Raw genomic sequence first — 26,009 nt, forward strand, 5'->3', positions numbered from 1 at the left:
GCCCCCCTGCGAAGGAGACCTCGCATGCATGATGACCGCCAGCTCGCCGAGGCGCGTTTGGACCGCGTGCTGCGCGAACGCGTTCGCCCGGCGGTTTACGGGCGCGCCGTCCCGCTCGACGTCCAGGTGTGGCACGCTCCAGGCGAGCCGGTCCCCTTCGAGTACGCCGTCCGGCAGGACTACCGCCCGGCGCGAATCGGCGAGGCGTGGGGCCCGCCCTGGGGCACGAGCTGGTTCCGGCTGTCGGGCCGGGTGCCGCCGGAGTGGGCGGGGGAGACGGTCGAGGCGGTCATCGACATCGGCTTCGTCATCGAGCGCACCGGGTTCCTGTGCGAGGCGCTGGCCTACACCGCCGACGGCCGCCCGGTGAAGGGCATCAACCCGCGCAACGCCTGGCTGCCCGTGGCCGCCCCCGCGGCGGGCGGCGAGGACGTCTTCTTCTGGGTCGAGGCGGCGGCCAACCCGATCATCCACCCGATCGGCGTGCCGACGCCGCTCGGCGACAAGGAGACCGCGGGCACCGCCCCGCTCTACCGGCTCCTGCGGATGGACCTCGCGGTCCTCGACCGCGAGGTCTGGGAGCTGGTCCAGGACATGGAGGTCCTTGACCAGCTCATGCACCAGCTCGGCGCGCACGAGCCGCGCCGCCACGAGATCCTGCGCGCCCTGGAGCGCGCGCTGGACGTCCTCGACCCGCTCGACGTCGGGAGCACGGCGGCGGAGGCCCGCGCCCGCCTGGCCGGCGTGCTCGCCGCCCCCGCCCAGGCCAGCGCGCACCGGATCTCCGCCGTCGGGCATGCCCACATCGACTCGGCCTGGCTGTGGCCGCTGCGCGAGACCGTACGCAAGGTCGCCAGGACCACGGCCAACGTCACCCACCTGATGGACGCCGAGCCCGGCTTCCGCTTCGCCATGTCGCAGGCCCAGCAGCTCGCCTGGCTCAAGGAGCACCACCCCGCCGTCTACGAACGGGTCAAACGGTTCGTCGCCGGCGGGCAGTTCGTCCCGACCGGCGGCATGTGGGTGGAACCTGACACCAACATGCCCGGCGGCGAGGCGATGGCCCGCCAGTTCGTGCACGGCAAGCGGTTCTACGCCGAGGAGTTCGGCATCGAGACCGTGGACGTGTGGCTGCCCGACTCCTTCGGCTACTCGGCGGCGCTCCCGCAGATCATCAAGCTGTCCGGGTCGCGGTGGTTCCTCACCCAGAAGATCTCCTGGAACCAGACCAACCGGTTCCCGCACCACACCTTCTGGTGGGAGGGCATCGACGGCACGCGGATCTTCACCCACTTCCCGCCGGTCGACACCTACAACGCCGAGCTGTCCGCCGAGGAACTGGCCCACGCCTCGCGCAACTACGCGGAGAAGGGGCGCGGCACCCGCTCGCTGGTGCCGTTCGGGTGGGGCGACGGGGGCGGCGGGCCGACCAGGGAGATGGTGGCGCGCGCCCGCCGTACGGCGGACCTGGAGGGCTCCCCGCAGGTGCGGATGGAGACGCCGGTGGAGTTCTTCGAGGCCGCCGCCGCCGAATACCCCGACCCGCCGGTGTGGGTAGGGGAGTTGTACCTTGAGCTGCACCGCGGCACCTACACCAGCCAGGCCCGTACCAAACAGGGCAACCGGCGCAGCGAGCACCTGCTGCGCGAGGCCGAGCTGTGGTCGGCCACCGCCGCCGTCGCCGGGCTCGCCGGCTACCCCTACGACGAGCTGGACCGGCTCTGGAAAAGGGTGCTGCTCAACCAGTTCCACGACATCCTGCCGGGCAGTTCGATCGCCTGGGTCCACCGCGAGGCCGAGGCGGCCTACGCCGAGATCGGCGCCGAGCTGGAGGAGATCATCCAGCAGGCGCAGCAGGCGCTGGCGGGCCGGGGCGAGCGGCCCGTGGTGTTCAACGGCTCGCCGTACGCTCGGGGCGGGGTGCCCGCGTTCGGCGCCACCCGCGCCCCCGAGGCCGACGCGAGCACGACCGTCATGACCATCGCCGACGGCGAGTTCGTCATGGACAACGGGCTGCTGCGGGTCACCGTGGACGGCGACGGGCTGATCACCTCGCTGCGCGACCTCACCGCCGGCCGCGAGGTGCTGCCCCCCGGCGCCCGGGGCAACCTGCTCCAGCTCCACAAGGACCTGCCCATCAGCTGGGACGCCTGGGACGTGGAGGGCTACTACCGCAACACGGTGACCGACCTGGTGGCGGCCGAGGAGGTCGCCGCCGACGACGCCACCGCCGTGCGCGTGGTGCGCGCCTTCGGCTCCTCCCGGGTGCGCCAGACGCTGCGCCTGCTGCCCGGCGCGCGCCGCCTCGACATCGAGACCGAGGTCGACTGGGGGGAGCGCGAGCGCATCCTCAAGGCGGCCTTCCCGATCGACGTGCGGGCCGACCGCTCGGCCGCGGAGATCCAGTACGGGCACGTGTACCGGCCCGCGCACGCCAACACCTCCTGGGACGCCGCGAAGTTCGAGATCTGCGCGCACCGCTGGCTGCACGTCGGCGAGCCGGGCTACGGCGTCGCCGTGGTCAACGACTCCACCTACGGCCACGACGTCACCCGCCGGCCCACGCCGGGCGGCGGCACCGCCACCACGGTACGGCTTTCGCTGCTGCGCGCCCCCCGTTTCCCCGATCCGCAGACCGACCAGGGCATGCACCGGTTCCGGTACGCCATCGCGCCCGGCGCGGCCATCGGAGACGCGGTGCGCGAGGGCTACGACCTCAACCTGCCGCCGCGCACCGTGCGGGGGGCGCACGGCGTGCGCCCGCTGGTGTCCCTGGAGGGCGAGGGCGTGGTCGTGGAGGCGGTCAAGCTCGCCGACGACCGCTCCGGCGACCTGGTGGTGCGCCTGTACGAGTGCCTGGGCGGGCGCGCGTCGGTACGGCTGAGCTGCGCCGTACCGGTGGCCGAGACGATCGAGACCGACCTGCTCGAACGGCCGCTCGCGGGCGGGCGCCGCCCGGCCGCGCCCGACGATGAGCTGCGGCTGCGGCCGTTCGAGATCGTCACGCTCCGGCTACGGCGGGGGTGACGGTCAGCAGGTCGCGAGCATCTCGGCCAGCGCGGTCTTCTCCGCGTCGTCCACCGCGAGCCCCCACCTGAACTTCACGTCCACCCATGAGCGGGCGTAGGTGCACTGGAAGCTCGCCAGCGGCGGGCGCCAGAGCGCCGGGTCCTTGTCGCCCTTGGCCTGGTTGACGTTGTCGGTGACGGCCCAGAGCTGGCTGGAGGCGAGGTCGTTGGCGAACGCCCTGCGGCGCTCGGTGGTCCACTGGGACGCGCCGGACTTCCACGCCTCCGACAGCGGCACCATGTGGTCGATGTCGATGTCGGAGGCGCGCGTCCAGGTGATCCCGTCATAGGGGGAGAACCAGCTCCCGGAGACGGCGCGGCAGGCGGCGTCGGTGGTCACCTGATCGCCGTCCCGCCGCAGTACCGTCTCGCGGGTGTCGCAGGTCCCCGACACCGTGGTCCAGTGCGGGAACAGCTCCCGGTCATAGCCGGCGCTGCTGCCGGGCGGGGCGATGGGCAGCGCCTCCAGGTTGGTCAGGGCGGCGGTGACCGGCGGTGGCGGAGGCGGAGAGGCGGCGGCGGGAAGGGCGCCGAGCAGGACGAACGTGATCGCGGACGCGGTTGCGGCAAGCGCTCTGGAGTGTTTCACGCGCGGTGACGGTAGAGATCACCGGCACGGGCGACGGCGGTCCCACACCGCCCCCGGGGCTCTCCTTGCCGTCCCTTGGCCGCGCCTGGATGGTGTAAGGTGCCGGGCATGACCTGGCGACATTGATCTTCACCTGAACACCGGCTGACGCGTCGGCTCTACGCCTACGCGTTTCTTGATGACTTCATCCTGCTCTATCCGGTCTATGCGCTGCTGTTCGCCGAGACCGGTTTGTCGGCCGCCCAGATCTCCACGCTGTTCGTGATCTGGTCCGTCGCCTCCTTCGCGTTCGAGGTTCCGTCCGGGCTGCTGGCCGACCTCTTCTCACGCAGGCTGCTGCTGGTCATCTCGCCGATCGTCACCGGCGCGGGTTACGCGCTGTGGACCTTCCTGCCCGGCTATCCGTCGTTCGCGGCGGGCTTCGTGCTGTGGGGCGCGGGCACCGCGCTGACCTCGGGTGCCTGGGAGGCCCTGGTCTATGAGGAGCTGGCGCGCATCGGCCGTGCGGGCTCCTACGCCAGGGTGATCGGGCGTGCCCGCGCCATGGGGTCCACCGCGATGCTCGCGGCGAGCGCGCTGGCCGCGCCGGTCCTCGCCTGGGGCGGCCATCCGGCGCTGGGGGCGGCGAGCATCGCGGTGTGCCTGCTGGGCGCGGTCGCGGGCATGGCGCTCCCCGAGACCAGGGCCTCACCGGGCCAGGACGCGGACACTGCCGATTCTGCGGACCCTGCGGATTCCGCAGGCGGGCAGGGCGGCGCCCGTGCGTTGCTGCGCGACGCCCTCGCCGCGGTACGGCGGGCCCCCGCGCTGCGCCTCACCCTCCTGCTCGCCTCCCTGCTCACCGGCGTCACCGCCATCGACGAGTACCTGCCGATGCTCGCCGCCGGAACCGGGGTGGCGCTCGCCGCAGTGCCCCTGCTGGTGCTGGTGACCGACGTCGGGGCGGTGGCCGGGGGCTGGCTGGCCGGGCGCGGCACCCGATGGCTGACACCCGTGCTGGCCCTGGCCGCCGTCTGCCTGGCGGTCGGCGCGGCCACGGGACCGGCCGGATTCGCGCTGGTCGGCGTGGCCTTCGGCGGGTTCCGGTGGGCCATGGCGGCGGCCGACGCCCGGTTGCAGGAGCAGGTCGGCGACCGCTACCGCGCGACGATCACCTCGGCGGCGGGATTCGGCTCGGAGGTGGTGGCGGTACTGCTCTTCGCCGCCTACGGCGCGGGATCGGCATGGGCCCCGCCGTGGCAGATCTTCGCGGCGGCGGCGGTGCCGTACCTGCTGATCGCCCTCGGGCTGCGGCGGATCCCGCGGTGAGGCGAGCGGGGCGCGGTCGCCGCCGCCGTGCCGAGGGGTTCGTGGTGGCGGCGGTGCTGTACCTGCTGATCGCTCTCGGGTTTGCGGCGGGCTTCGCGGTGAGGTGGTCAGGTGGCGCGTGGCCGCTCCTGCCGCCGTGCTGAGGGGGGCGCGGTGCCGTACCTGCCGATCGCTCTCGCGGTGAGGTGGCCCGGCGGGCTTGTCAGGTGGCGAGCGGGGGGCGGGCGGTCGCCCCCGCCGCCGTGCCGAGGAGTTCGGCAAGGGCGGTGCGGTCGTTGACGCCCGTGCGGTCGTAGACCGCGCACAGCGTGTTGGCGACCGTCCGGACCGACACCACCAGGCGTTCGGCGATCTCCCTGTTGGTCAGGCCCTGGGCGGCGAGTTCGGCGATCTGCCGCTGCCGCGGGGTCAGCTCGGGGAGTTCCAGGCCGGCGAGCGCGGGGGTGCGGGCTCCCTGGCAGCGCCGGGCCAGGGCGCCCGCCCTGGTGGCCGAGGTACGCGCGGCGCGGCGCGCGCCCGCGTCGCGGTGGCGGGCCGCCGCCTGCGCCGCCGCCTCGGCCGCGTGCAGCAGCATGCCGAGCTCCTCGAACGCGGCGGACACCGCGTCGAGGTCGCGGCCGGTGGTGGCCGCGGCGTGCCGGACGAACAGCGCGGCCAGCGGGCCGTCCACCTCCAGGGCCGCCAGCCGTTCGGCGACCAGCTCGCCGTGGCCCAGCCGGACCACGTCGTGCAGCGCGAACGGCGCGTAACACCGCAGGGTCGATTCGGCGAGCCGGAGCGCCGCCGCGATCGCCCCCGGTACGTCGCCGCGCGCGGCGAGCGTCCACACCCGGGCCGCGCGCAGCGGGAACACCACGTGCGGGCCGATGGGCAGGGTGATCCGCTCGGCCAGCTCCAGCGTGTCGGTGGCCGCGCGGGCGTCACCGAGCAACGCGTGCGCATGCGCCAGCTCGCTCAGGCACTGCCCGGCCAGCAGGCCGCGCGGGGGCAGGTTGGACACGGCATCGGCGGAGGCGTCCACCGCGTCGGCCACCCGGCCGCGCAGCCGCAGGATCTGCGCCCGGCGCGAGCCGAACTGCGGCGGGGGCCGCTGCCAGGGCCCGAAGCCGGCGCCCGGCTCGGCTCCCTCGCGGGTGAGGCGTTCGGCGGCGTCCAGGTCGCCGGTGAGCAGCGCGGCCTGTACCGCCGTGTCCGCCAGCGCCGAACTCAGGCCCGGCCGCGCGTCGGGTTCCTCGGCCAGCACCGCGAGCGTGGCGTCCACCATCGCCAGGCACGCGGTGGCCCGGCCCTCGCCGAGCAGGATGGCCGCCTCGGTGGTGCCGTTGCCGCGCAGCGCCCGTGGCCCCAGCGGGCCCAGCTCACGCGCCCGGGCCAGCAGCGCGCGTGCGGCGCGTACGTCGCCCGCGGCGCTCTCCAGCGACGCGCGCATCGCCATCACGCTCTGGTGGGTGGCCACGTCACCGGCCGGGAGCGGGATCTCGCGCAGCAGGGCGCGGGCCTGGTCGATCCGGCCGATGCCCCAGACGAGGTTCAGCGCCCGCATCAGGCCGCAGTCGGCCCTGGTGGAATCGTCCAGGTCGCGCTCCCACGCGGCGGCGTAGATCTCCTCGGCCTCCTGGTGGCGGTCGCGGCCGGCCAGCACCGCGCCCAGCTTGGGCAGCGCGCGTACCGCGCCGGCGTCCACCGCCGCCCTGGCCAGGCGCTCGGCGAGGTCCAGATCGCGCATGGACCTGGCGAGGTCGCAGGCGGCCAGCAGCAGCGCCGGATCGCCGGGCACCCCGCCGTCCAGCCGCCAGAGGGCGACCTTCAGCACGTCCTCGCGCCGTTTGGAGCCGAGCGCCGTGACGGCCTCGGCCAGCGCGCCGGCCCGCTGCCGGGCGAGCGGGGCGGCGCACCGGGCGCGCGCGACCTCCCCGTACAGCGGATGGGCCAGGCGGACCTGGATCCTGCGGCCCTCACGGCGCACGACGACCAGCCGCCGCTCGATCAACCGCTCAAGGGCCACCCGGCCGCCGGTCATCCCGGCCAGCAGCCCGGCGCCCACCGGCTCGCCGTACGCGACGAGCTCCAGTGCGGTCCGTTCGGCCTCCCGCAGCCCGGCGATCCGCTCGGCGACGAGCTCGCCGAGCGCGCCGGGCACGGGCTCGGGGCCGTGCCAGCGCCACTCGCCGCGAACGCGGGCGAGCCGCCGGGACAAGGTCAGCTCGGTCAGGTGGAGCGGATTGCCCTGGGCGGCGCGGCACAGCAGGGCGGCGGTGGCCGGCTCGACCGGCCCGTCCAGCCCGGCCGCGAGCAGGTCCGCGCTCTCGCGGGGGGACAGCGGGGCGAGGTCCATGCGCGGCAGCAGGTCGTCCTTCCACAGTGCGAGGACGGGGTCGGGGGGCTCGACATCGGCGCGGACGGTCGCGATCACACGGGTCCTGCCGTTCGCCGCGATCCGATGGACCAGCGCGGCCGAGGCCGGGTCGAGCAGGTGCGCGTCGTCGGCCACCAGCACGGGCGCGGTGATCGTGGCGGCGGCCCAGCGGAGCGGGCCGTCGGCGGGCGGCTGCGCGGCGGGCAGAAGCGGGGCGAAGGCCCCCAGCGGGATCCGCCGCACCGCCTCGCTGCCGCGCACCCAGGCCACCCCGGGCAGCCCGCGCACGGCCCGCGCGATGAGCCGGCTCTTACCCACGCCCGGCGGCCCGGCCACCACCAGCCCGCCCTCCACCGACCCGATCCGCGCCACCACCTCGGTACGGCCGGCGAACGGCCACGGGTTCACCACCCTTGAAAGGCTATGTGAGGACCAAGACACATGCGAGGGTATGCACCCCGCCGATCTTCCAGCCTCAGCCACCATGCGACCTGTGCCCATCCGACCCCGGGGCCGCCGGATGGCGCGGGTCGCATGGTGGCACCCCCACCCACCTCCGGCGCGGGAGGCCACGCTCCGCCGCGGCGCCGGGATCGCGGGCGGTCCGGTCGGCTCGTCGGTGCGGGGTTACAGGTAGAGGCCGGTGGATTCCTGGGGGGTGGGGGACGGCATGGTCTGGCCCGAGCGCAGGGCGTAGAGCTCGGCGAGGGTGGCGCCGTCCGGGCCGATGCCCTGGTCGGTGCCGAGCCAGGCCGCCGCCTCCTCGCGGGGCAACGGGCCGACCTCGATGCGGGCCAGGCAGCGCCCCGGGCGGACCACGGCCGGGTGCAGCCGGGACAGGTCTTCGTTAGTGGTGATCGCGACCAGCACGTCACGGCCCTGGCCGAGCAGCCCGTCGGTCAGATTGAGCAGGCGCGACAACCCCTGCCCGCTCGCCGCCTTGGCGCCCGCCCTGATCAGCTCGTCGCAGTCTTCCAGGACGAGCAGCCGCCACTTGGTCTCCTCGCCCGAGGGCCCGTCACCCGGCTCGCCGAAGCCGATGGCGACCTCCATCAGGTACCCGGGGTCGTGGAACAGCCGCTCCGGATCGAGCACGCAGTCGACCTGGCACCAGTCCCGCCACTCGCGGGCCAGGCTGCGCAGCAGCGTGGTCTTGCCGGTGCCCGGCGCGCCGTGCAGCAGGAGCAGCCGGCCGTTCACGTCGTCGCGGGTGAGCCGCATCAGCCGGTCCAGCCGGCCGCCCGCGGCGCGGGAGTAGTTGTCCTTGATCCGCCCCCACGGCATCGCGGTGATCGGCCGCTCCCTGCGCCGCCCCCCGCGCTCGGTGCGCCACCAGAAGCCGATCTCCACATGGGCCGCCTCGGGCGCGGCGGCCGCGGCGTCGCGTACGGCCTCCGCGATCACGCTCGTGGCCAGCTCCTCGCTGACCGCCGAGACGTGGACGGTCGCCGAGCGGTCCTTCCACCTGATCACCCGTAGCGTCCAGCCCTCGCCCTCGATGAGGCGGGAGTCGCGGCCGTCCTCCTCGTGCGCCGCGCGCACCACCGCCCCGCCGGACGGCATCAGCGGCGCGTCCGGCAGCACGCGCTCCACCGTCGCAGAGCGCGACCATGGCTGGGCCCCCGTGGCGAACGGCGACAGAGCGAGCGCGTCGATGACATCGAGCGCCGAGTCGCCGTCATCCAGCCATACGGTCATCGGCAGGCCGGTGGCCCCCTCCTGCGGTCCGCCGCGTTCGAGCGGCGGGGTGAATCGGACCTCCTTGACGACTGGCATGGGTCAATGATCCGAGCCGGGCGGCCGCATGTCGATGGGTTTTCCGCCACTGGCCTCCCCGGATGATTCCCCGCCGCTCCTGGAACCTCCTGGGGCGAGAGAGGTCCGGCGAGTACATTCGATCTCAAACACGTGTTCCCTGCGAGGAGGATCATGGACATCGGGCGTGTCGGCGTCTGGCAGCTCTTCGGGCGGGCCCCGTTGCCCGCCGTACGGCAGGCCGCCACTGTGATCGAGCGGCTCGGGTACGGCGCGCTGTGGTTCGGCGAGTCGCTGGGCAGCCGGGAGGTGTTCACCTCCGCGGCGATCCTGCTCGCCGCCACCGAGAGCGTCCCGGTCGCTACCGGTATCGCCAACCTGTGGGTCCGCGACGCCACCACCATGGCCGCCGGGGCGGAAGCGCTCGGTGAGGCGTACCCCGGCCGGTTCCTGCTGGGCGTCGGCGTCAGCCACAAGCCCCAAGTCAGCGTCCGCGGCCACGACTACGCGAATCCCCTGGCCGCCACGGCCGGCTACCTTTCGGCGATGGAGACCGCCAGGGAGAACCTGGAGTTCCACGCCGACCCGCCGGTGCCCACCGTGCTGGCCGCGCTGCGTCCCCGGATGCTGGAGCTGGCCAGGGAGCGTACGGCGGGCGCCCACCCCTACTTCGTGCCGGTGGAGCACACGGCGCTGGCCCGCGCGGCGCTCGGCTCCGGCAGGCTGCTCGCCCCCGAGCAGGCGGTGGTGCTCGAAACCGACCCGGCCACCGCCAGGGCCACCGCGCGCGCCCACGTGTCGTTCTACCTCGGCCTGCCCAACTACGTGAACAACCTGCGCGGGCTCGGCTTCGGCGACGACGACTTCGCGGGCGGCGGCAGCGACCGCCTGGTGGACGCGATCGTCGCCTGGGGCGACGCCGAGACCGTGGCCGCCCGCGTCCGCGCGCATCTCGACGCCGGGGCCGACCACGTCGCCGTCCAGGCGCTGTCCGCCGACCTGGCCCAGGCGAGCGGGCAGCTCGCCGAACTCGCCCCCGCCCTCGGTCTCACCCCACGCCCCGCCGGGGGCTGAGCGTGGACCCGGGGCGCGCCCGTGAGCTGTTCGCCGCGGCCAGAGTGGCACGGCTGGCCACCGTCCGGCCGGACGGCTCGCCGCGCCTGGTCCCCGTGACGTTCGCGGTACGCGGCGACCTCGTGGTGACCGCCGTCGATCACAAGCCCAAGACCACGACGGCACTGCGCAGGCTGACCGACATCGAGGCGCGCCCACGGGTGTGCCTGCTGGCCGACCACTACGACGACGGCGACTGGACCCGCCTTTGGTGGGCGCGCGCCGACGGACACGCCCGGGTGGCCCACGACGGCGCCCCGGAGACCGAATGGCTCGCCGAGAAGTACCCGCAGTACCGCGACCACCCTCCACGCGGACCCGCCGTACTGATCACCGTGGACCACTGGTCAGGCTGGCCCGGCTGAGCCCCGGGGGCCGCGAAATCGTCCGTGCGCCGACCGGCGCGGTGAGCGAGGATCACGGGTGACCCGGCAGAAGGGAGCCCAGGCCATGTCCGACCCGTTCACCCGGCAGTCCCGCTACAGCGATCCCGGCCCGTACGCGGCGCTGCTCGACGGCCTGCCTACCGACCCCGCGGAACTGTCCGCCGTGGTACGCAACGTCCTCGTGCACTACCGGGCGAGCGGACTGTCCTTCGCCCCCGACCGGCTGGCCGAGATCGACGGCAGGTGGCTGGACCGTATCCTGGCCGCCGACCAGAGCCGCAACCCGGGGCCGCTGACCGCTCCGCGCGCCCCGGAGGACCGGGTGGCGGGCTGCTGCCGCGACTTCACCCTGCTCATGGTGGCGGCGCTGCGGCACCAGGGGGTCCCGGCGCGCAGCCGGGTGGGGCTGGCGAGCTACCTGATCCCCAGATGGAACTGCGACCATGTCGTCGCCGAGTACTGGAACGGGGAGCGCTGGGTGCTGATCGACGCCCAGCTCGATCCGGCGGCCGACCGGCCCTTCGACCCGGCCGACGTCCCCGGCGGGCTCGGCCCCGGCGAGGAGTGGCGCTTCATGACCGCCGCGCGGGCGTGGACGGCCTGTCGCGCGGGCGAACTGGACGCGGGCACCTGCGGCGTGGACCCCTCGCTGCCGATGGGCGGTGAGTGGTTCGTCCGCGACCAGGTCGTCCACGAACTGGCGCACCGCAAGGGCGACGAACTGCTGCTGTGGGACGCCTGGGGGATGACGGGCCCGGACATGCCGGGCGGCCCCGGGCCGATTGACGAGATCGCCGCGCTGCTGCTGGCCGCCGACGCGGGCGACACGGCCGCCGAGTCCGAGCCGGCCCGCCGCTACGCCACCGACGCAGGCTTGCGGCCGGGCACCCAGGTGATCTGCCTGTCACCGACGGGAGAGCACACCGACGTCGACCTGGATCACCGAACATCCACCCTGCCCTCCTGAACCGACGATGTCCGCCTACGGGCCACGTGGCCCGTAGGCGGACATGCCGGCCATCCCGGACGCCTCACATACCCGGTTTCCCGGGACTTTCCAGGCACCCGGGATGTGGTCAGGCGAGGGGGGTGAGGATCGTGCCGGCGGCGACGGTGAGGCCGCCCTCGCGTACGGCGAAGGTGAGGCCCGTCTCCAGGGCCACGGGCTTGGCGAGGTCGACGGTGGCCTCGATCGTGTCGCCGGGGAGAGCGGGGCCGTCCGCGTCGAGTTCCACTCGGCCGGGTACGTCGGTGGTGCGCAGGTAGAACTGCGGGCGGTAGCCGGACGCGATCGGTGTGCTGCGTCCGCCCTCGGCGGTCGTCAGAAGGTAGATCCTGGCCCTGAACCGGCTGTGCGCGCGCAGCGACCCCGGCGCGGCGAGCACCTGCCCGCGCCGTACCTGGTCCCTGCGCACCCCGCGCAGCAGCACCGCCGCGTTGTCGCCCGCCTCGCCGCGCTCCATCGTCTTGCCGAACGTCTCCACCCCGGTCACCACCGCGGTGAAGCCGTCGGCCAGGCCGACCGCCTCGACGGTGTCGCCCACCCGGACCGTGCCGCGCTCGATGGCGCCGGTCACCACCGTGCCGCGCCCGGTGACGGTGAGCACGTTCTCCACCGGCAGCAGGAACGGCGCGTCGGTGTAGCGCACCGGCACCGGCACGTGCTCGTCCACCGCGCGCAGCAGCGACTCGATCGAGGCCGTCCAGTCCGGGTCCCCGGCCAGCGCCCGCAGCCCGGAGACCCGGACCATGGGCACGTCGTGGTACCCGTGCTCGGCCAGCAGCTCGCCCAGCTCCAGCTCGACGAGGTCGAGCAGCTCAGGGTCGGCCCCGTCGGCCTTGTTGAGCGCGACCACGACGTGCTCGACGCCGACCCTGCGGGCGAGCAGCACGTGCTCGCGGGTCTGCGGCATGATCCCGTCCTGCCCGGACACGACCAAGATCGCCCCGTCGAGCTGCGCCGCCCCCGTGATCATGTTCTTCACGTAGTCGGCGTGGCCGGGCATGTCCACGTGGGCGTAGTGCCGGTCGGCCGTCTCGTACTCGACGTGGGAGATGTTGATGGTGATGCCCCGCACCGCCTCCTCCGGCGTGCGGTCGATCCGCTCGAACGGCACGTACTTCGCCCCGCCGCGCTCGGCGAGCACCTTCGTGATCGCCGCGGTGAGCGTGGTCTTGCCGTGGTCCACGTGCCCCATCGTGCCGATGTTGAGATGCGGCTTGGTGCGCGTGTAGGCCCGCTTGGCCATGGTTCTTCCTTCGATGCCCGGTGGTGCCTTGAGATGGCGACCCGCACGCTCGCTCGACCCTTCCCCGCCGGGTCACCAAGGACGACCGGGAAAGGGTCAGCGCTCGACGCCGCCGGGGAGCGCCGCGGTGCAGGGCATCGAGGCACGCGCCGGCGCGCCCGCGGGTGCGGGCGTCGTCGGGAACAGCGCGTGCCGGAACATGCCGCCCATCGTCCGCTACGCCGGCCCGCCGGGGCAACCGGTTTTCCCGGCGCGGTTGACCTCGACCTGACTTGAGGTTGCATCGTGGGCTCTGGTCAACGACAAAAGGGGTGGAAAGACATGCGCGCGATCCGGCTGCACGCCTTCGGACCGGCGGAGAACCTGACCTACGAGGAGGCCGCCGACCCGGTGCCCGGCCCCGGCCAGGTGCGTATCGCGGTGCGGGCGGCGGGGGTGCACCTGGTGGACACGATGATCAGGGCGGGCACCGCCAATGGGCCGATGGCCGCGCCCGAACTGCCGACCATCCCGGGCCGGGAGGTCGCGGGGGTCGTGGACGCCCTCGGTGAAGGCGTCGCGGAGTCCTGGCTCGGCCGCCGCGTCGTCGCCCACCTGGGCATGGTCCCCGGCGGGTACGCCGAACTCGCGGTACGCGACGTGGCCGCCGTACACGAGGTGCCTGACGGCGTGGACTTCGCCGGGGCGGTGGCCATGATCGGCACCGGGCGCACCACCATGGGCATCTTGGAGGCGGCAGCCCTGGCCGCGGGCGACGTCGCCGTGGTGACGGCTGCCGCGGGCGGCATCGGCGGCCTGCTGGTCCAGGCCGGCCGCAACGCGGGCGCGACCGTCGTGGCCCTCGCCGGCGGCCCCGCCAAGGTGGCCAGGGCCAAGGAGCTGGGCGCGGACCACGCCTTCGACTACACCCTCCCCGGCTGGCAGGACACCGTACGGCAGGCCCTCGCGGGCCTGGCCGCGACCGTGGCCCTCGACGGCGTCGGCGGCGAGGCCGGGCGGTTCGCGATGGACCTGCTCGCCCCCGGTGGCAGGCTGATGCTGTTCGGCTGGTCCGACACGGCGGGCGGCCCGGTGGAGATCACCACGACGGCCCTCTACGAGCGCGGCCTGACCGCCGCCGTCCCGATCGGCCCGCGGCTGCTGAAGCGCCCCGGCGGCATCCGGGAACTGGAGGAGCGCGCGCTCGCCGCCGCCGGGTCCGGCGCGCTGACGCCGTCCGTGCAGGAGTTCGCCCTGAAGGACGCCGCGCAGGCGCACGCCGCCCTGGAGACCCGCCAGACCATGGGCAAGGTCGTGCTGATCCCCTGAGCGGACGCGGGCCGCGGTGCCCGCATCGGGCCGCGGTGTCCACATGACGACAAGAGCCGTCAGAGGGTGTCAGAGCACCTGTCAACGGGTGCTAGCGTGCTCACAGCCCAGACCCAGCACGCTCTCGTGAGACACGGATGACCCTTCCCCTCGCCGGACGGCCCGCCCGTTCCAGGGTCGCGGCCGCCAGCCTGATCGGCACCGCGATCGAGTTCTACGACTTCTACATCTACGGCACCGCCGCCGCGCTGGTGCTGAACACCGCCTTCTTCCCGCAGCTCGACCCGCTGGCGGGCACGCTGGCCGCGTTCTCCACCTTCGCGGTGGCCTTCCTGTCCCGGCCGCTCGGCTCGGCGGTCTTCGGGCACTGGGGCGACCGGATCGGGCGAAAGTCCATGCTGGTCGTCTCGCTGCTGCTGATGGGCCTTTCCACGGTGGCGATCGGCCTGCTGCCCGGCTACGCGGCGATCGGTGTGGCCGCGCCCACACTGCTGGTGCTGCTGCGCTTCATGCAGGGCGTCGGGCTGGGCGGGGAGTGGGGCGGCGCGGCGCTGCTGGCCACCGAGCACGCCCCGCCCGGCAGGCGCGGCCTGTACGCGATGTTCCCCCAGCTCGGCCCGCCGGTCGGGTTCATCGCCGCCAACGGCCTGTTCCTCGTCCTCGGCGCGACGCTGACCGAGGGGCAGTTCGCGGGCTGGGGCTGGCGGCTGCCGTTCGTGGCCAGCCTGCTGCTGGTCCTCATCGGCCTGTACGTCCGGCTCAAGATCTCCGAGACGCCCGTGTTCCAGGCCGCGATGGACCAGCGCAGGATCGCCCGCGTGCCGTTCGCCGGGCTCATCCGCCACCAGTGGCGGCGGGTCCTGCTCGGCGCGGGCGCCATGGTGATCTCCTACACGCTGTTCTACACCGCCACCACCTACTGCCTGTCGTACGCGACCGCCACCCTCGGCATCCCGCGCACCACGATGCTGGCGCTGACCATGCTGGGCGTGGTCTTCATGGCCGCGGGGACGATCGTCTCCTCGTCGCTGTCGGACCGGCTGGGGCGGCGGCGCGTGCTCATCTGCGCCGCCGGCCTGTCGGTGGTGTGGGGGCTGGTGATGTTCCCGCTGCTGGAGACCCGTTCGGTGGTCCTGGCGGGGGTCGCGCTGGCCGGCGCGCTCGGGCTGATGGGCCTGGCGTTCGGGCCGATGGGCGCGTTCTTGCCGGAGCTGTTCCGTACCGAGTTCCGCTACAGCGGCGCGTCGGTCGCCTACAGCCTCGGCGGCGTGCTCGGCGGGGCGGTGCCGCCGCTGGTCGCGACCGCCATGCAGCGGGGCGGTCTCGGCACCACGGGCGTCGGCATCTACGTGGCCGCGATGGCCGCGCTCAGCCTGGCCTGCGTACTGGCGCTCCCGGAGACCCTCGACCGCGACCTCTGACCTCGGGCGACCCGGCCGCCCCGGTTCACCCGGCCCTGGACCTGCGGGGGAGGCGGAAGACGGGATGGCCGGTCGGCGGCACGTCGGCGTCCAGCGAACGGTCGCTCAGCAGTTCGGCGGCCGCGGGGTCGAGGAAGACCCGGGCCTGCGACTTCTCGATCACCTGGTCGCCCGGACGGGGCGCGCTGGCCAGGGACAGCTCCAAGGACGCGTCATCGCCCGATTTCAGGGTGATGCGCAGCCCGGCGTCCGCGGGCAGGTCCTCGCCGACCATCAGGTCCCGTATCGCGGTCACCGCCGTGTCGGTGAGTGCAAGCACGGCATGCCCCTCCTCTCGGATCCTGCGGTCCGGCTTTCCGTGCAGGCCGGGGTCAAACCCAAGTGGCGGCCAAAAACCCGGGCGAGGGCGGATAGGGCGGGCCCTCCCGGGTACGCGGCCCTACGGAGGGGATCACATGACCGAACAGGGACACGCCGGGGTGGAGGAACTACAGCGGGTCCTGGACGAGGTCTTCCGCGACCACGACCGGGTGACGCGCCGCGAGGTGTACGGCAGGGCGTCGGAGCATCTGCACGTGCCCGCCGCCATCCTGGCCCACCTCAACGAGCTCCCGATGGGCCCCTATACGCGCCCGGAGCTGACCGAGGCGATCAACGAGGTGATCAGGGGCCGCGGCGAGCAGGACGCGCTCGGCCTGCTCACGATGCCCCGTTGAGCGGCGGCGGCACCCGCCGCCACAGCGGGTCGCGGTACAGGACCACCTCCGTGCCGTGCAGCAGCTCGTCGGGGGCCGAGGCCAGCGCGATCTCGCCCTCCTCGGCGAGCCGCTGGAGCAGGTCACGGACCCGCGGGCCGACCGGCAGCCGGCCCGGGGGCAGGCCGAGCAGCGCCCGTACCTCGTCGGCCGCCCGCGACAGCGCGAACGGCTCGGGCAGGCCGCGCACCACCCGGCGCAGCAGGCCGATCGTGATCACTTGCTCGGCCTCGCCGTAGGCGGCCTGCCAGACGAGTTGCGGGCCGCGCCTGCCGGTGCTCGCGCACGCCGTACACGGACGCGCGAAGCCGGGCACCACCACCTCCTCGGCGGCGCCGAGGCAGGTGGAGCACATGTCGTTCTCCATCGCGTGCAATTCGGCGGTCACCCGGCGGTCCAGCGGCAGGCCGCAATCGCAGCGGTAACCGCGGAACGCGCCGCCGACCAGGGCGTCCGGATCGGCGTCGGCGGGGATCTCGTCCCAGGTGACAGTGATCGTGTGCTTGGCCATCGCACGCCACCTTAACCGACGGCCCCGATCGTGGGCAGAGTGCGGAATGGATGCACGCGCCGATATGTTTCGGCCGATCAAGAAACCCCCGAATCGCAAGGAGGCAGCGGTGGCCGAACTCGGCGACGCGGAGAAGGCGCTGATCGACCGGCCGGTCTGCGGCTGGCTGACCACCATACGGCCCGACGGGTCGCTGCACAGCACCGTCGTGTGGACCTACCTCGACGGTGACGACATCCTCGTCAGCACGCTCGTCGGCCGGGCCAAGGAGCGTCACCTGCGCCAGGACCCGCGGGTCTCGCTCAGTGTGCTCGACCCGGACGACCCCTATCACGCGGTGAGCGTGTCCGCCACGGCCCTGCTGGAGGAGGAGGGCGCCGAGGAGACCCTCGACCTGCTCGCCAAGAAGTACCTCGGCGTCGACGCCTATCCCGCCAGGCAGGAGGGCGACCGCCGGGTCAACGTGCGGATCCGGCCCGAGCGCGTGCTCTACAAGCCCGGCCGCTGACCTGGGGGGCGTCCCGGTGTACCGGGACGCCCCCGCCGGGCGTCAGCGGAAGGCCGGGACGCCGGTGAGCGTCTGGCCGAGGGTGAGGGCGTGGACCTCCTCGGTGCCCTCGTAGGTGGCGACCGACTCCAGGTTGGCCATGTGCCGCATGACGGGGTACTCCAGCGTGACGCCGTTGGCTCCGTGCAGGCCCCGGGCGAGCGCGGCCACCCGCTGGGCGGCGCGGACGTTCGCCATCTTCCCGAAGCTGATGTGGGAGTGGTGGGCCTGCCCCGCGTCCTTGAGCCGGCCGATCTGAAGGGCGGTGAGCATCGACTGGTTGACGTCCACCAGCATGTCGGCGAGCTTGCGCTGGGTGAGCTGGAAGCCGCTGATCGGCCGGCCGAACTGCACCCGGCTGCCCGTGTAGTCCAGGGTGGCCTCAAGGCACGCCCGCGCCGCGCCCGCCGCGCCCCACACGATGCCGTACCGCGCCTCGCTGAGGCACGACAGCGGGGCGCGCAGCCCTTCGGCGGCGGGCAGCCGGGCCGCGTCCGGCAGCCGGACCTCGTCCAAGGCCAGCTCCGAGGTGATCGACGCGCGCAGCGAGAGCTTCTTGTGGATCACGTTGGCGGAGAAGCCCGGCGTGCCGCGCGGCACGAGGAAGCCGCGGATGCCCTCGTCGGTGGCCGCCCACACGATCGCCACGTCGGCGATCGACCCATTGGTGATCCACATCTTGGTGCCGCTGAGCACCCAGTCCGAGCCGTCGCGCCTGGCCCGGGTCCGCATCGAACCGGGGTCGCTGCCCGAGTCGGGCTCGGTGAGCCCGAAGCAGCCGATGGCGTCGCCGCCCGCCATCGGGGGCAGCCACTCCTGGCGCTGCTCCTCGCTGCCGTAGCGGTGGATCGCGGTCATGGCCAGCGACCCCTGCACCGAGACGAAGCTGCGCAGCCCGCTGTCCACCGCTTCCAGCTCCCGGCAGGCCAGGCCGTAGCTGACCGCGTTGGTGCCGGCGCAGCCGTACCCGGACAGGTGCATGCCGAACACCCCGAGCGCGCCGAACCCCTTGGCGACGCCGCGCGGGTCGGCGATGGTGCCCTCATCGAACCAGTCGGCGACGTGGGGCAGCAGTTCGGTCCGCGAGTAGTCGCGGACGGTGTCGCGGATCGCCCGTTCCTCTTCGGAAAGGTCGCGGTCCACGGCGAGGAAGTCGTGTGGGTCGGGCGTGTTCATCTGCTCTCCTTGGGCACGGACGGGTCGGGCGGTGTCGAGTGTGGCAGGGGCGGATCGGCGGCCTGGCGGACGACCCCGGCCTGCTCCAGGCGGCTGATCTCCGCCTCGGTCAGGCCGAGTTCGGCCAGTAGCCGCCTGGTGTGCTGGCCGTGCAGCGGCGGCGGGTCCGTCCTGGGCGTGTAGCCGCCGACCGCGAAGCCGGTGCGCATGAGTTCGAGCGGCCCGGCGGTCGGGTGGGCGACGGTGACGGTGGCCGGCTCGTCCGCGGCGCGGATGGCCTCCAGCACCCCGCGGATCTTGCCGACCGGCACCCCGGCCTCGGTGAGCACACTCGTCCACTCCCCGGCGGTGCGGGTACCGAACGCGGCCTCAAGCTCGGTGATGAGCGCGTCGCGGTTGACGATCCGTCCGGGGTTGCTGTCGAAGCGCGGGTCCTCGGCCAGGTCGGGGCGGCCCATGGCGTGGCACAGCGCGCGGTAGAGGCCGTCGTTCCCGGCCGCGACGGTGATCTCCCCGTCGGCGGTCCTGAAGGTCTGGTACGGCACGACGGTGGGGTGCGCGTTGCCGTAGCGCCCGGCCTCCTCGCCGGTGACCAGGGCGCTCTGCGCCACGTTGACCAGTCCGGAAAGCGCCGAGTGCAGCAGGGAGACCTCGACCCGGCAGCCGGTCCCGGTCAGCGCCCGCCGGTGCAGCGGCCCGAGGATGGCCACGGCGGCGTTGAGCCCGGCCAGCACGTCGGCGATGGCCACGCCGACCTTGGTCGGGGTCTCGCCGGTGATGTGCATCAGGCCGCTCTCGGCCTGGACGACGGCGTCGAATCCGGGCCGGTCCGCGCCGCCGAATCCGGTGATCGAGCAGTAGACGACGCCGGGGTTGCTCCGCCGTACCGTCTCGTACCCGATGCCCAGCCGGTCGGCCACGCCGGGCCGGAAGTTCTCGATGATCACGTCGGCGCCGTCGCACAGCCGCCGCGCGACCGCGCGGCCGTCCGGGTGCTTCAGGTCCAGCGCGATGTTCTGCTTGTTGCGGTTGACCGCGAGGTAGTAGGCGGCCTCGCCGCCGGCCTCCGGCGGGCCCCACGAGCGGGTCTCGTCGCCGTGTACGGGGTGCTCGACCTTGATCACGTCGGCGCCCAGTTCGGCCAGCAGCATGGTCGCGTACGGCCCGGCCAGCACGCGGGAGAAGTCCGCCACCCGCACTCCGGCGAGCGGCGGGGCCGCCTGCGCGGGACGGTCACCGTTGTCGGATGGTCGGCTGATGGCTACCTCCCGGATCGTCCCTGATCATCCAGAATAAGATTCGGTCATTGGGTCGCGGCGGGCAAGTCGCCGCGGCTTGCTAGAATTTATATTGGATCCAAAATCCTAGCGCAATAGCCTCCTCGGCTCACCGCCCACGGTATGATCACGCCTGACCCGAAGGGGGAGACGCACCCCGATGAGCTTCACGTCAGGACCACCCCAGACCACTCAGCAGTACGTGCTGGACCACCTGCGGCGGGCCATCCTCACCGGCAGGCTCGCGCCCGGCAGCCCGATCAGGCAGGACGCCCTCGCCGAGCAGCTCGGGGTCAGCCGCGTGCCGCTCCGCGAGGCCCTGAAGATCCTTGAGGGCGAGGGCCAGGTGATCTACCGGCCCCGGCGCGGATACATGGTGGCCGAACTGGCCCTCGAAGACTTCCTGGAGGTCTACCGGCTGCGCCAGATCCTGGAGGAGGAGGCCGTCCGCCGGGCCATCGACAAGATGACCGACGAGGACATCGAGCGGCTGGAGGAGGCGCACGAGGACGTGGTCGCCGCCGCCAAGTCCGGGGAGATCATCGCCATGGCCGCGGCCAACCGGCGCTTCCACTTCACCCTGATCGACGCGGCGGGGATGGCCAGGCTGTGCAAGTTCCTCAACATCCTGTGGGACGCCACCGACGTCTACCGCTCGCTGTACTACGGCCAGGAGAGCAACCGCGAGCGGGTGGACCGCGAGCACCGGGGGATCATCGAGGCGGTGCGCGCCCGTGACGCCGACGCCCTGGTGCGGCGGCTGGACGACCACCGCACCGGCACCGTCGGCGCGTTCAGCGAGTTCCTCGCCCGCCGCGACTCCTGAGCGGGGCCGCGCTCAGACCTCCACCGGGCCGCCGCTGCGCCAGTAGAGGTCGCCGGCCCTGCTGAGCAGGCACTCGTCGATCAGGTAGCGGCGCAGCGCGGCGAAGTCGTGGTGGAAGGCGCGCAGCACGACGTTGACGTCCTTTTCCGGGTAGCGCACGCCCGGCTCGAAGAGCGTGACGATGTGCCGGAGCACCACCAGGCGCTTCTCCCGCCGCGCGGGGATCTCGCGCAGCCTGCCCTCGACCAGGAAGTGGCGCAGCACCCGCTCTGCCGGATCGGCCGGGGCGGCGGGAGCGGCGGTGGTGCGCAGCAGCTCGGCGAACCGCCCGGGGATGGGCCGCCAGCCGTCGCCGGACGGCTCAGCCAGCCCGCCGCGCGCCAGGCGGCGCAGCGCCCGGTCGGTCCGGGCGGGCGGGAGACCGGCGTCGGCGGCCCGCCCGGTCAGCACCAGCGCCGACAGCACCCGCAGGGTGTCGGGCTGGGACAGCAGGCCGAGGACGCGCCTGGTCTCACCATCGGCTTCCGTCATGCCGGGCGCGGGGAGAACTCGTGGATCACGTCCCGACCCTACGGGCGCGGGCATCGCCCCGTCGCCTCATTTTCCGCCGGGCCCTTCACCGGATCAGCCGTCCGGGCGAAGTACCGGCGGCACAGCCCCTTGCGCCGGGCGTCCAGCACCATATAGGTGCCGAGGACGAGCTGGAGCGGGCTGCGCCAAACGTCCTCCCACCTGTCCTTGATCCGCATCCAGGTCAGCTCACCGGCCCGGGGGCGGGCGCCGCGCGCCGTCACCAGGCACGGCCCCCGGTTGGGCAGCGAGCGGGTGTGCTGGGCCGTGGTGTGGAAGGACAGCGTGCGCAGCAGTTCGCGGGCGGCGCCCCGGAGCGCGGCCGGGGCCAGGTGCCAGGCCGGGCAGGGCCGGTTGGCGGCCATCCCGAAGGGGATGTGGTTGGCGTGCCTGGCCGTCAGGGCCTCCCAGCGGCCGGGGTCGAACCGGTCGGGCTCGGCGTACCCGGTGCGGTGGAACTCGGGGTAGTTGAAGCACAGCACCGAGCCCGCGGGCAACGTGGTGGCCTCGTCCACCTCGATGTCCGCCGAGGTGATCCGGTGCGCGACGCCGAACAGCGGGTAGAGCCGCATGGTCTCGGCGATCACGTGGTCGAACCGCCGGTCGTCGGCCTCGGCCAGCTCCGCCTGGACGCCCGGGTGGGCGGCGAGCACCATCATCAGGTGGGCGGTGGCCTCCGCCTGCTGCACGACGCCGGTGTTGAAGAACGCGCCCTGCAGATAGTACGCCTGCTCGCGGCGGGTCAGCCGGCTCGGCAGCCGGTGCGGCACCCGGTCCAGGGCGCCCAGCAGGTAGCAGGTCAGCCGGTCGCGGACGCGCATGTGCCGCAGGCCGCAGCACTTCAGCGAGGTCACCACGTCGTCGGCGTGCGCCACGATGAGGTCGCGGGCCTCCGGCGGGCAGCGTTCGCCGAAGACGACCTCGTAGAAGAACTCCGCCCAGACCGGCATCATCAGGTCGCGCAGCCGCACGGTCGAGGGGCGGCGCAGCCGGGCGACGGCCCGCGCCACGCAGCGCGCCGCCAGTTCCTCCGCCTCGGCGGTCGGCATGGACATGATTCCGCGGGTCGTACGCGCCACCTCGTCGTACCGCTCGCCCGGCTCCAGGTGCTCCTGGTGGACGTGGGAACCGGGGGCGAGCCAGTACCAGAACAGGTCGGAAAGGGCCGCGCCCCGGCTGCGCCCGTCCGCCGCCGGGTGGGAGTACACCTCGCGAAACCGCGACACCGGGACCACGTCGCCCGGGATCGGCACGCCCTGCCGCCCGTTGACCGCGGTGAAGATCCGCACTCGCAGCGCGACCACCGCCCTGGGCAGCCAGTACGGCAGGCTGAGGATCCCCGCGGCGGCGGCCGCCCGGAAGATCATCGCCCGCCCGCCTTCGCCTGCGACTCCGCCATCCGCGCGGCCACCCGCCCCCAGAAGCGGCCGGGGTCGTTCAGGTGCGGGTACGGCTCGTCCGGCGGATCGACGCCCAGGAAGGAGCACAGCGGCTCCCACCCCGAGCCCGGCTCGATGACCAGCAGCCGCTCGGCGGGCACCTCCCGGCGCACCGCGGCGTTGTGCTCCTCGAAGACGGCGATCGCGTGGTCGCGGTCCTCGAAGCGACCGCCGAAGAACGGCCCGTCCCAGATCAGCCGCCGGGTGAAGTCGGTCATCACGTCCAGGCCGGGCACCACGCGCAGCGCCTCGGCCGCGCGGGGGTCGGCCGAACTGCCGAACATCGGGTAGATCGTCTTGGCCACGCTGTCGTACCAGCTCTGCGAGTCACGGACGGTGAGGATCACCTTGGCCTGCGGATAGGCCGCCACCAGCTCGCGCCAGAACGCCGCGCCCGGCCAGTCGACGCTCGCGGCGTAACCGTCGAACAGCGCGGGCAGGTCCACCCGCTCGCCGTCGGCGGCGGCCTGCCAGGCGGCGAGCCGTTCCGGGTGGTCCAGGACGTGCCTGCCGTGGAAGCAGGGGGCATAGCCCAGACGTTCCAGCGCGGCCTTCAGCGACAGCGTCCCCGTCCGGCCGATCCCCGCCCCGATCACCTTCACCGCGCGCATCCTTCCTTCGCCGAGATGTCCATCACCAGGTCGCGGGGGACGTCCGCGGGGCCGGCGCAGCCGCACAGGGCGAGCGCGTTGGCCAGCTCCCGCCGCAGCATCGAAAGGACCGCGCTCACCCCGTCCTCGCCGGCCACGGCCAGGCCCCACATGACCGGGCGGCCGATCCCCACGGCCGCCGCGCCCAGCGCGAGGGCCTTGATCACGTCGGTGCCCCGCCGTACTCCGCCGTCCAGCAGCAGCGGCACCCGGCCCGCCACCGCCTCGGCGATCCGCGGCAACTGCGCGATGGTCGGCGGGGTGGTGTCGAGCTGCCGGCCGCCGTGGTTGGACACCATGATCCCGTCCACGCCGAGATCGGCCGCCAGGGCGGCGTCCGCGGGATGCAGCACGCCCTTGACCAGGATCGGCAGGTCCGTCGTCTCCCGCAGCCACTCCACGTGCCGCCAGGAGATCTCCGGGGAGAGCACCACCTGGCGGACCGACCCCGGCTCCCCGCCGCGAAGTTCGCGCAGGTTCTCACAGCGCAGGCCCGGCGGCAGGTCGTGGAAGTCGTTGCGGTCGTTGCGCTCGGCGCGGCCGAGCGCGGGGGAGTCGGCGGTGACGACGAGCGCGCGGCACCCGGCCGCCTCGGCCCGCTGGACGATGGCCCGGGTGAACCCCAGGTCGGGCTGCGGGTAGAGCTGGAACCACAGGCAGGGGTCCGTGGCGGCCTTGCGGGCCTCCGCGGCGACGTCCTCGATCGCCACCGTGGACAGCATCGCCGCGATCATGATGACGCCCTCGGCGGCGGCGGCCCTGGCCGTGGCGCGCTCGGCGTCGGGGTGGACGAGCCGGTGGAAGGCGGTGGGCGCGATCACCACCGGCATCGACGCCTCGTGCCCGAGCACGGCCGTGCGCAGCACGGGCTCGCCCGCGCCGCGCAGCACCCGGGGGACCAGGCACAGCCCGGCGAAGGCCGCCTCGTTGGCGCGCACGGTCACCTCGTCCTGGGCGCCGCCGCGCACGTAGTCGTCGTGCACCGGGTCGAGCACCATGCGGGCCGCCTGCTCGAACTCGCGGACGTTGACCGGCGCGCCGTGCGGCAGGCTCGGAGCCGTCATGTCCGCGCCGCCTTGGCCGGGCGGCAGGCCGTCGCCTTGACCAGGAAGTGGTCGAGGAAGGAGCGCAGCGGGGCGCGGTGCTCGTCCTCGCTGGTCCAGTCGTTGTAGATGTCCTCGGCGAGGTGCAGGGCGGCGACCTGCTCGCCGTTGCGGTAGTGACGGATGACCGGGTGCATGTACCGGTCCTCGTGGCCGGGATCGGCCTCCCAGGCGCGGCCCACGGCCACGTCGAAGGGGTCGATCGCGTCGTGGCCCGCCCCGTACTCCAGCGTCACCGCGAAACAGGACCGGTCGCCCCTGGCCCGCGCGTAGTCCACCGGCACCTCCTCCAGGTAGCCGACCGTCCCGCCGGGCCCGGGGACGATCAGGTCGCACAGGAAGGTGTACTGGCTCCACAGCGCGGAGGAGCGGTTGAGCCGGGCGAGCACGGCGTCGGTCACCGCGCCGGCCTCGGCGGGCAACTGCGCGGCGGGCCACGGGACGCCCTCGTACTTCTGGTCCAGGACGCGGGTCAGCGCGAGGATGCCGTGCCTGAACCCGTGGATGAAGGCGCTGGTGTACTTCTTGAAGTCGCGGACCTGGGTGAGCGTCCCGGCGAAGTAGAGCCCGGGGACGTTCACCGACTCCCACTCGTGGGTGAGCGCGGGGAACCTGCCGTGGATCGCGGTCTGCGGGCGGCAGGTCCGGCCGAAGATGGAGCCGTCCATGGCGAAGCCGGTGCAGGTGATCACCCGGTCGTAGGCCAGCCGCACGACCTTGTCCCTGCGCGCGTACGCCATGGTGACCAGATATTCGCCATCTCGTTGCTCGATGTCCTGGATCGTCGCGTCCAAGACCATGTTCTGGGTCTTGAGCTGGTAGGTGTCCAGGAAGTTGTTGTTGACGGCGCGCAGGTGGCCGATGAAGTGCGTGCGCCAGGCGAACTTGATCGACTCCGGGCCGGCCAGGTGGATCACGGCGGCCTTCTCCACCAGGTTGTCGGCGGTCTCGAAGGCGGAGTTGCCCTTGCCGATGATCAGTACCCGCTGGTCGGTGAAGTCGTCGGGGTCGACGGAGACCTCTCCGTACGGCTCGGTGGTCTCTATGCCCGGGATGGGCGGCAGGTACGGCCGGCCGAAGCCGGTGGCCACCACGACGCGCCTGGCGCGGAAGACCCGGCCGCCCGAGGCGTGGACGGCGAAGCCGTCGTCCTCGCGCTCGATCCGCTCCACCGGGCAGTCGTGGACGACCGGGAGGCGGTGGGCCTTGGCGAAGTCGATGAGGTAGCGGACGTAGTCGCCCGCGTCGGGGAAGTAGCGTTCGGTGTAGCGGGTGAAGAGCAGCTCCGGGTCGTCGCTGAGCAAGGAGTTCCAGTCCATGCGCAGCGCCAGTTCCGGGTCGCTCCAGCCGGTGTGCGGCTTGTTGATCGAGATCATCCGGCGGTGGCGGGGGTAGGTCCGGTAGAAGGTCCCCGGGGTCGCTCCGGCCTCCAGGATGACGTACTCGCGCCCTGCCTTCCCCAGGAAGTAGCCGAGCTGCAGCCCGGCCGGTCCCGCTCCGATCACCAGGTAGTCCACATCCATGGGCGGTCTCCCGTTATAGACCCATATGACCGATCCTGTGTGCAGGTGTAATACGGGAGACGGGACGCTCTGGATTCAC

23 protein-coding genes are annotated in these 26,009 nt (G+C 73.3%); 10 read left to right on the plus strand and 13 right to left on the minus strand.

Annotated elements, in window-relative coordinates; all coding sequences use genetic code 11:
* The first annotated feature begins 24 nt into the window (after positions 1 to 24).
* Positions 25 to 3,027, plus strand: coding sequence for an alpha-mannosidase (locus tag ACH34R_RS16300; protein WP_397562258.1), 3,003 nt, complete (start codon positions 25 to 27; stop codon positions 3,025 to 3,027).
* 3 nt (positions 3,028 to 3,030) lie between these two features.
* On the opposite strand, the gene ACH34R_RS16305 is transcribed toward ACH34R_RS16300, so the two are convergent.
* Positions 3,031 to 3,657: an HNH endonuclease family protein gene (locus ACH34R_RS16305; protein WP_397562259.1), complete on the minus strand. Its 627-nt coding sequence runs from the start codon at positions 3,655 to 3,657 to the stop codon at positions 3,031 to 3,033.
* Positions 3,658 to 3,801: 144 nt separating this feature from the next.
* Here ACH34R_RS16305 and ACH34R_RS16310 point away from each other — a divergent pair, with 144 nt between their 5' ends.
* The gene (locus ACH34R_RS16310) at positions 3,802 to 4,965 is read left to right on the plus strand and encodes an MFS transporter (protein WP_397562456.1); all 1,164 of its coding nucleotides are present in this window, start codon (positions 3,802 to 3,804) and stop codon (positions 4,963 to 4,965) included.
* A gap of 202 nt (positions 4,966 to 5,167) precedes the next feature.
* Here the strand turns inward: ACH34R_RS16310 and ACH34R_RS16315 are convergent, their stop codons facing one another.
* Positions 5,168 to 7,732: a LuxR C-terminal-related transcriptional regulator gene (locus ACH34R_RS16315; protein WP_397562260.1), complete on the minus strand. Its 2,565-nt coding sequence runs from the start codon at positions 7,730 to 7,732 to the stop codon at positions 5,168 to 5,170.
* 216 nt (positions 7,733 to 7,948) lie between these two features.
* A complete protein-coding gene (locus ACH34R_RS16320) occupies positions 7,949 to 9,097 on the minus strand; it encodes a DUF5925 domain-containing protein (protein ID WP_397562261.1) in 1,149 nt (382 codons plus the stop codon).
* 153 nt (positions 9,098 to 9,250) lie between these two features.
* On the opposite strand from ACH34R_RS16320, the gene ACH34R_RS16325 reads away from it, so the two are divergent.
* From ACH34R_RS16325 to ACH34R_RS16335, 3 genes are read left to right on the plus strand one after another with little or no spacing between them, the layout of a single operon-like run.
* Complete coding sequence (locus tag ACH34R_RS16325; protein ID WP_397562262.1) at positions 9,251 to 10,150, plus strand: TIGR03620 family F420-dependent LLM class oxidoreductase; 900 nt, start codon at positions 9,251 to 9,253, stop codon at positions 10,148 to 10,150.
* A gap of 2 nt (positions 10,151 to 10,152) precedes the next feature.
* Positions 10,153 to 10,554, plus strand: coding sequence for a TIGR03668 family PPOX class F420-dependent oxidoreductase (locus ACH34R_RS16330; RefSeq protein ID WP_397562263.1), 402 nt, complete (start codon positions 10,153 to 10,155; stop codon positions 10,552 to 10,554).
* A 58-nt stretch (positions 10,555 to 10,612) separates the two neighbouring features.
* Positions 10,613 to 11,542 carry a transglutaminase-like domain-containing protein gene (locus tag ACH34R_RS16335; RefSeq protein ID WP_397562264.1) on the plus strand — a complete coding sequence of 310 codons (930 nt, stop codon included), beginning with the start codon at positions 10,613 to 10,615 and terminating at the stop codon, positions 11,540 to 11,542.
* Positions 11,543 to 11,651: 109 nt separating this feature from the next.
* Here ACH34R_RS16335 and tuf read toward each other — a convergent pair whose 3' ends face one another.
* On the minus strand, positions 11,652 to 12,824 hold the full coding sequence (gene tuf / locus ACH34R_RS16340) for an elongation factor Tu (protein ID WP_397562265.1): 1,173 nt from the start codon (positions 12,822 to 12,824) through the stop codon (positions 11,652 to 11,654).
* A 321-nt stretch (positions 12,825 to 13,145) separates the two neighbouring features.
* Between tuf and ACH34R_RS16345 the strand changes: the two genes are divergently transcribed.
* Positions 13,146 to 14,132 (plus strand): zinc-binding dehydrogenase, encoded by a 987-nt coding sequence (locus tag ACH34R_RS16345; protein WP_397562266.1) that lies wholly within the window; start codon positions 13,146 to 13,148, stop codon positions 14,130 to 14,132.
* A 137-nt stretch (positions 14,133 to 14,269) separates the two neighbouring features.
* Positions 14,270 to 15,553, plus strand: a complete 1,284-nt coding sequence (locus tag ACH34R_RS16350) for an MFS transporter (protein WP_397562267.1) — start codon at positions 14,270 to 14,272, stop codon at positions 15,551 to 15,553.
* 25 nt (positions 15,554 to 15,578) lie between these two features.
* Here ACH34R_RS16350 and ACH34R_RS16355 read toward each other — a convergent pair whose 3' ends face one another.
* Complete coding sequence (locus tag ACH34R_RS16355) at positions 15,579 to 15,872, minus strand: HesB/IscA family protein (RefSeq protein WP_397562268.1); 294 nt, start codon at positions 15,870 to 15,872, stop codon at positions 15,579 to 15,581.
* 136 nt (positions 15,873 to 16,008) lie between these two features.
* On the opposite strand from ACH34R_RS16355, the gene ACH34R_RS16360 reads away from it, so the two are divergent.
* Positions 16,009 to 16,269 (plus strand): hypothetical protein, encoded by a 261-nt coding sequence (locus tag ACH34R_RS16360; RefSeq protein WP_397562269.1) that lies wholly within the window; start codon positions 16,009 to 16,011, stop codon positions 16,267 to 16,269.
* Here the strand turns inward: ACH34R_RS16360 and ACH34R_RS16365 are convergent.
* A complete protein-coding gene (locus ACH34R_RS16365) occupies positions 16,253 to 16,819 on the minus strand; it encodes a hypothetical protein (protein WP_111167477.1) in 567 nt (188 codons plus the stop codon). The genes ACH34R_RS16360 and ACH34R_RS16365 overlap by 17 nt on opposite strands.
* A gap of 109 nt (positions 16,820 to 16,928) precedes the next feature.
* On the opposite strand from ACH34R_RS16365, the gene ACH34R_RS16370 reads away from it, so the two are divergent.
* Complete coding sequence (locus ACH34R_RS16370) at positions 16,929 to 17,327, plus strand: PPOX class F420-dependent oxidoreductase (protein WP_397562270.1); 399 nt, start codon at positions 16,929 to 16,931, stop codon at positions 17,325 to 17,327.
* Between the two features lie 42 nt (positions 17,328 to 17,369).
* Here ACH34R_RS16370 and ACH34R_RS16375 read toward each other — a convergent pair whose 3' ends face one another.
* Both ACH34R_RS16375 and ACH34R_RS16380 read right to left on the minus strand, forming a co-directional pair.
* Positions 17,370 to 18,542 (minus strand): acyl-CoA dehydrogenase family protein, encoded by a 1,173-nt coding sequence (locus ACH34R_RS16375; protein WP_397562271.1) that lies wholly within the window; start codon positions 18,540 to 18,542, stop codon positions 17,370 to 17,372.
* Positions 18,539 to 19,801, minus strand: a complete 1,263-nt coding sequence (locus ACH34R_RS16380) for a CaiB/BaiF CoA transferase family protein (protein WP_397562457.1) — start codon at positions 19,799 to 19,801, stop codon at positions 18,539 to 18,541. Before ACH34R_RS16380 ends, ACH34R_RS16375 begins: the two co-directional genes overlap by 4 nt.
* Before the next feature lie 178 nt (positions 19,802 to 19,979).
* On the opposite strand from ACH34R_RS16380, the gene ACH34R_RS16385 reads away from it, so the two are divergent.
* On the plus strand, positions 19,980 to 20,645 hold the full coding sequence (locus ACH34R_RS16385) for a GntR family transcriptional regulator (RefSeq protein ID WP_397562272.1): 666 nt from the start codon (positions 19,980 to 19,982) through the stop codon (positions 20,643 to 20,645).
* A gap of 12 nt (positions 20,646 to 20,657) precedes the next feature.
* Here the strand turns inward: ACH34R_RS16385 and ACH34R_RS16390 are convergent, their stop codons facing one another.
* From ACH34R_RS16390 to ACH34R_RS16410, 5 genes are read right to left on the minus strand one after another with little or no spacing between them, the layout of a single operon-like run.
* Positions 20,658 to 21,176: a DUF2087 domain-containing protein gene (locus ACH34R_RS16390; protein ID WP_397562273.1), complete on the minus strand. Its 519-nt coding sequence runs from the start codon at positions 21,174 to 21,176 to the stop codon at positions 20,658 to 20,660.
* 38 nt (positions 21,177 to 21,214) lie between these two features.
* Complete coding sequence (locus ACH34R_RS16395) at positions 21,215 to 22,582, minus strand: cytochrome P450 (RefSeq protein WP_397562274.1); 1,368 nt, start codon at positions 22,580 to 22,582, stop codon at positions 21,215 to 21,217.
* The gene (locus tag ACH34R_RS16400; RefSeq protein WP_397562275.1) at positions 22,579 to 23,256 is read right to left on the minus strand and encodes a sulfotransferase family protein; all 678 of its coding nucleotides are present in this window, start codon (positions 23,254 to 23,256) and stop codon (positions 22,579 to 22,581) included. Before ACH34R_RS16400 ends, ACH34R_RS16395 begins: the two co-directional genes overlap by 4 nt.
* Entirely contained in the window at positions 23,253 to 24,368 is a 1,116-nt protein-coding gene (locus ACH34R_RS16405; RefSeq protein WP_397562276.1) for an alpha-hydroxy acid oxidase, read from the minus strand. The genes ACH34R_RS16400 and ACH34R_RS16405 overlap by 4 nt, the downstream gene beginning before the upstream one ends.
* Complete coding sequence (locus ACH34R_RS16410) at positions 24,365 to 25,930, minus strand: NAD(P)-binding domain-containing protein (RefSeq protein ID WP_397562277.1); 1,566 nt, start codon at positions 25,928 to 25,930, stop codon at positions 24,365 to 24,367. The genes ACH34R_RS16405 and ACH34R_RS16410 overlap by 4 nt, the downstream gene beginning before the upstream one ends.
* Between the last annotated feature and the right edge of the window lie 79 nt (positions 25,931 to 26,009).

Origin of the sequence: Spongiactinospora sp. 9N601 (assembly GCF_044326295.1) — a bacterium.
In the GTDB taxonomy this organism is placed as follows: Bacteria; Actinomycetota; Actinomycetes; order Streptosporangiales; family Streptosporangiaceae; genus Spongiactinospora; species Spongiactinospora gelatinilytica.

Bases quoted from the DNA above. Each gene is read 5' to 3' on its own strand.
- ACH34R_RS16300 (WP_397562258.1), top strand. From the start codon at position 25: ATGCATGATGACCGCCAGCTCGCCGAGGCGCGTTTGGACCGCGTGCTG.
- ACH34R_RS16345 (WP_397562266.1), top strand. From the start codon at position 13,146: ATGCGCGCGATCCGGCTGCACGCCTTCGGACCGGCGGAGAACCTGACC.
- ACH34R_RS16405 (WP_397562276.1), bottom strand. From the start codon at position 24,368: ATGACGGCTCCGAGCCTGCCGCACGGCGCGCCGGTCAACGTCCGCGAG.
- ACH34R_RS16410 (WP_397562277.1), bottom strand. From the start codon at position 25,930: ATGGATGTGGACTACCTGGTGATCGGAGCGGGACCGGCCGGGCTGCAG.
- ACH34R_RS16375 (WP_397562271.1), bottom strand. From the start codon at position 18,542: ATGAACACGCCCGACCCACACGACTTCCTCGCCGTGGACCGCGACCTT.
- tuf (WP_397562265.1), bottom strand. From the start codon at position 12,824: ATGGCCAAGCGGGCCTACACGCGCACCAAGCCGCATCTCAACATCGGC.
- ACH34R_RS16350 (WP_397562267.1), top strand. From the start codon at position 14,270: ATGACCCTTCCCCTCGCCGGACGGCCCGCCCGTTCCAGGGTCGCGGCC.
- ACH34R_RS16325 (WP_397562262.1), top strand. From the start codon at position 9,251: ATGGACATCGGGCGTGTCGGCGTCTGGCAGCTCTTCGGGCGGGCCCCG.
- ACH34R_RS16360 (WP_397562269.1), top strand. From the start codon at position 16,009: ATGACCGAACAGGGACACGCCGGGGTGGAGGAACTACAGCGGGTCCTG.
- ACH34R_RS16385 (WP_397562272.1), top strand. From the start codon at position 19,980: ATGAGCTTCACGTCAGGACCACCCCAGACCACTCAGCAGTACGTGCTG.
- ACH34R_RS16365 (WP_111167477.1), bottom strand. From the start codon at position 16,819: ATGGCCAAGCACACGATCACTGTCACCTGGGACGAGATCCCCGCCGAC.
- ACH34R_RS16395 (WP_397562274.1), bottom strand. From the start codon at position 22,582: ATGATCTTCCGGGCGGCCGCCGCCGCGGGGATCCTCAGCCTGCCGTAC.
- ACH34R_RS16320 (WP_397562261.1), bottom strand. From the start codon at position 9,097: ATGCCAGTCGTCAAGGAGGTCCGATTCACCCCGCCGCTCGAACGCGGC.
- ACH34R_RS16390 (WP_397562273.1), bottom strand. From the start codon at position 21,176: ATGACGGAAGCCGATGGTGAGACCAGGCGCGTCCTCGGCCTGCTGTCC.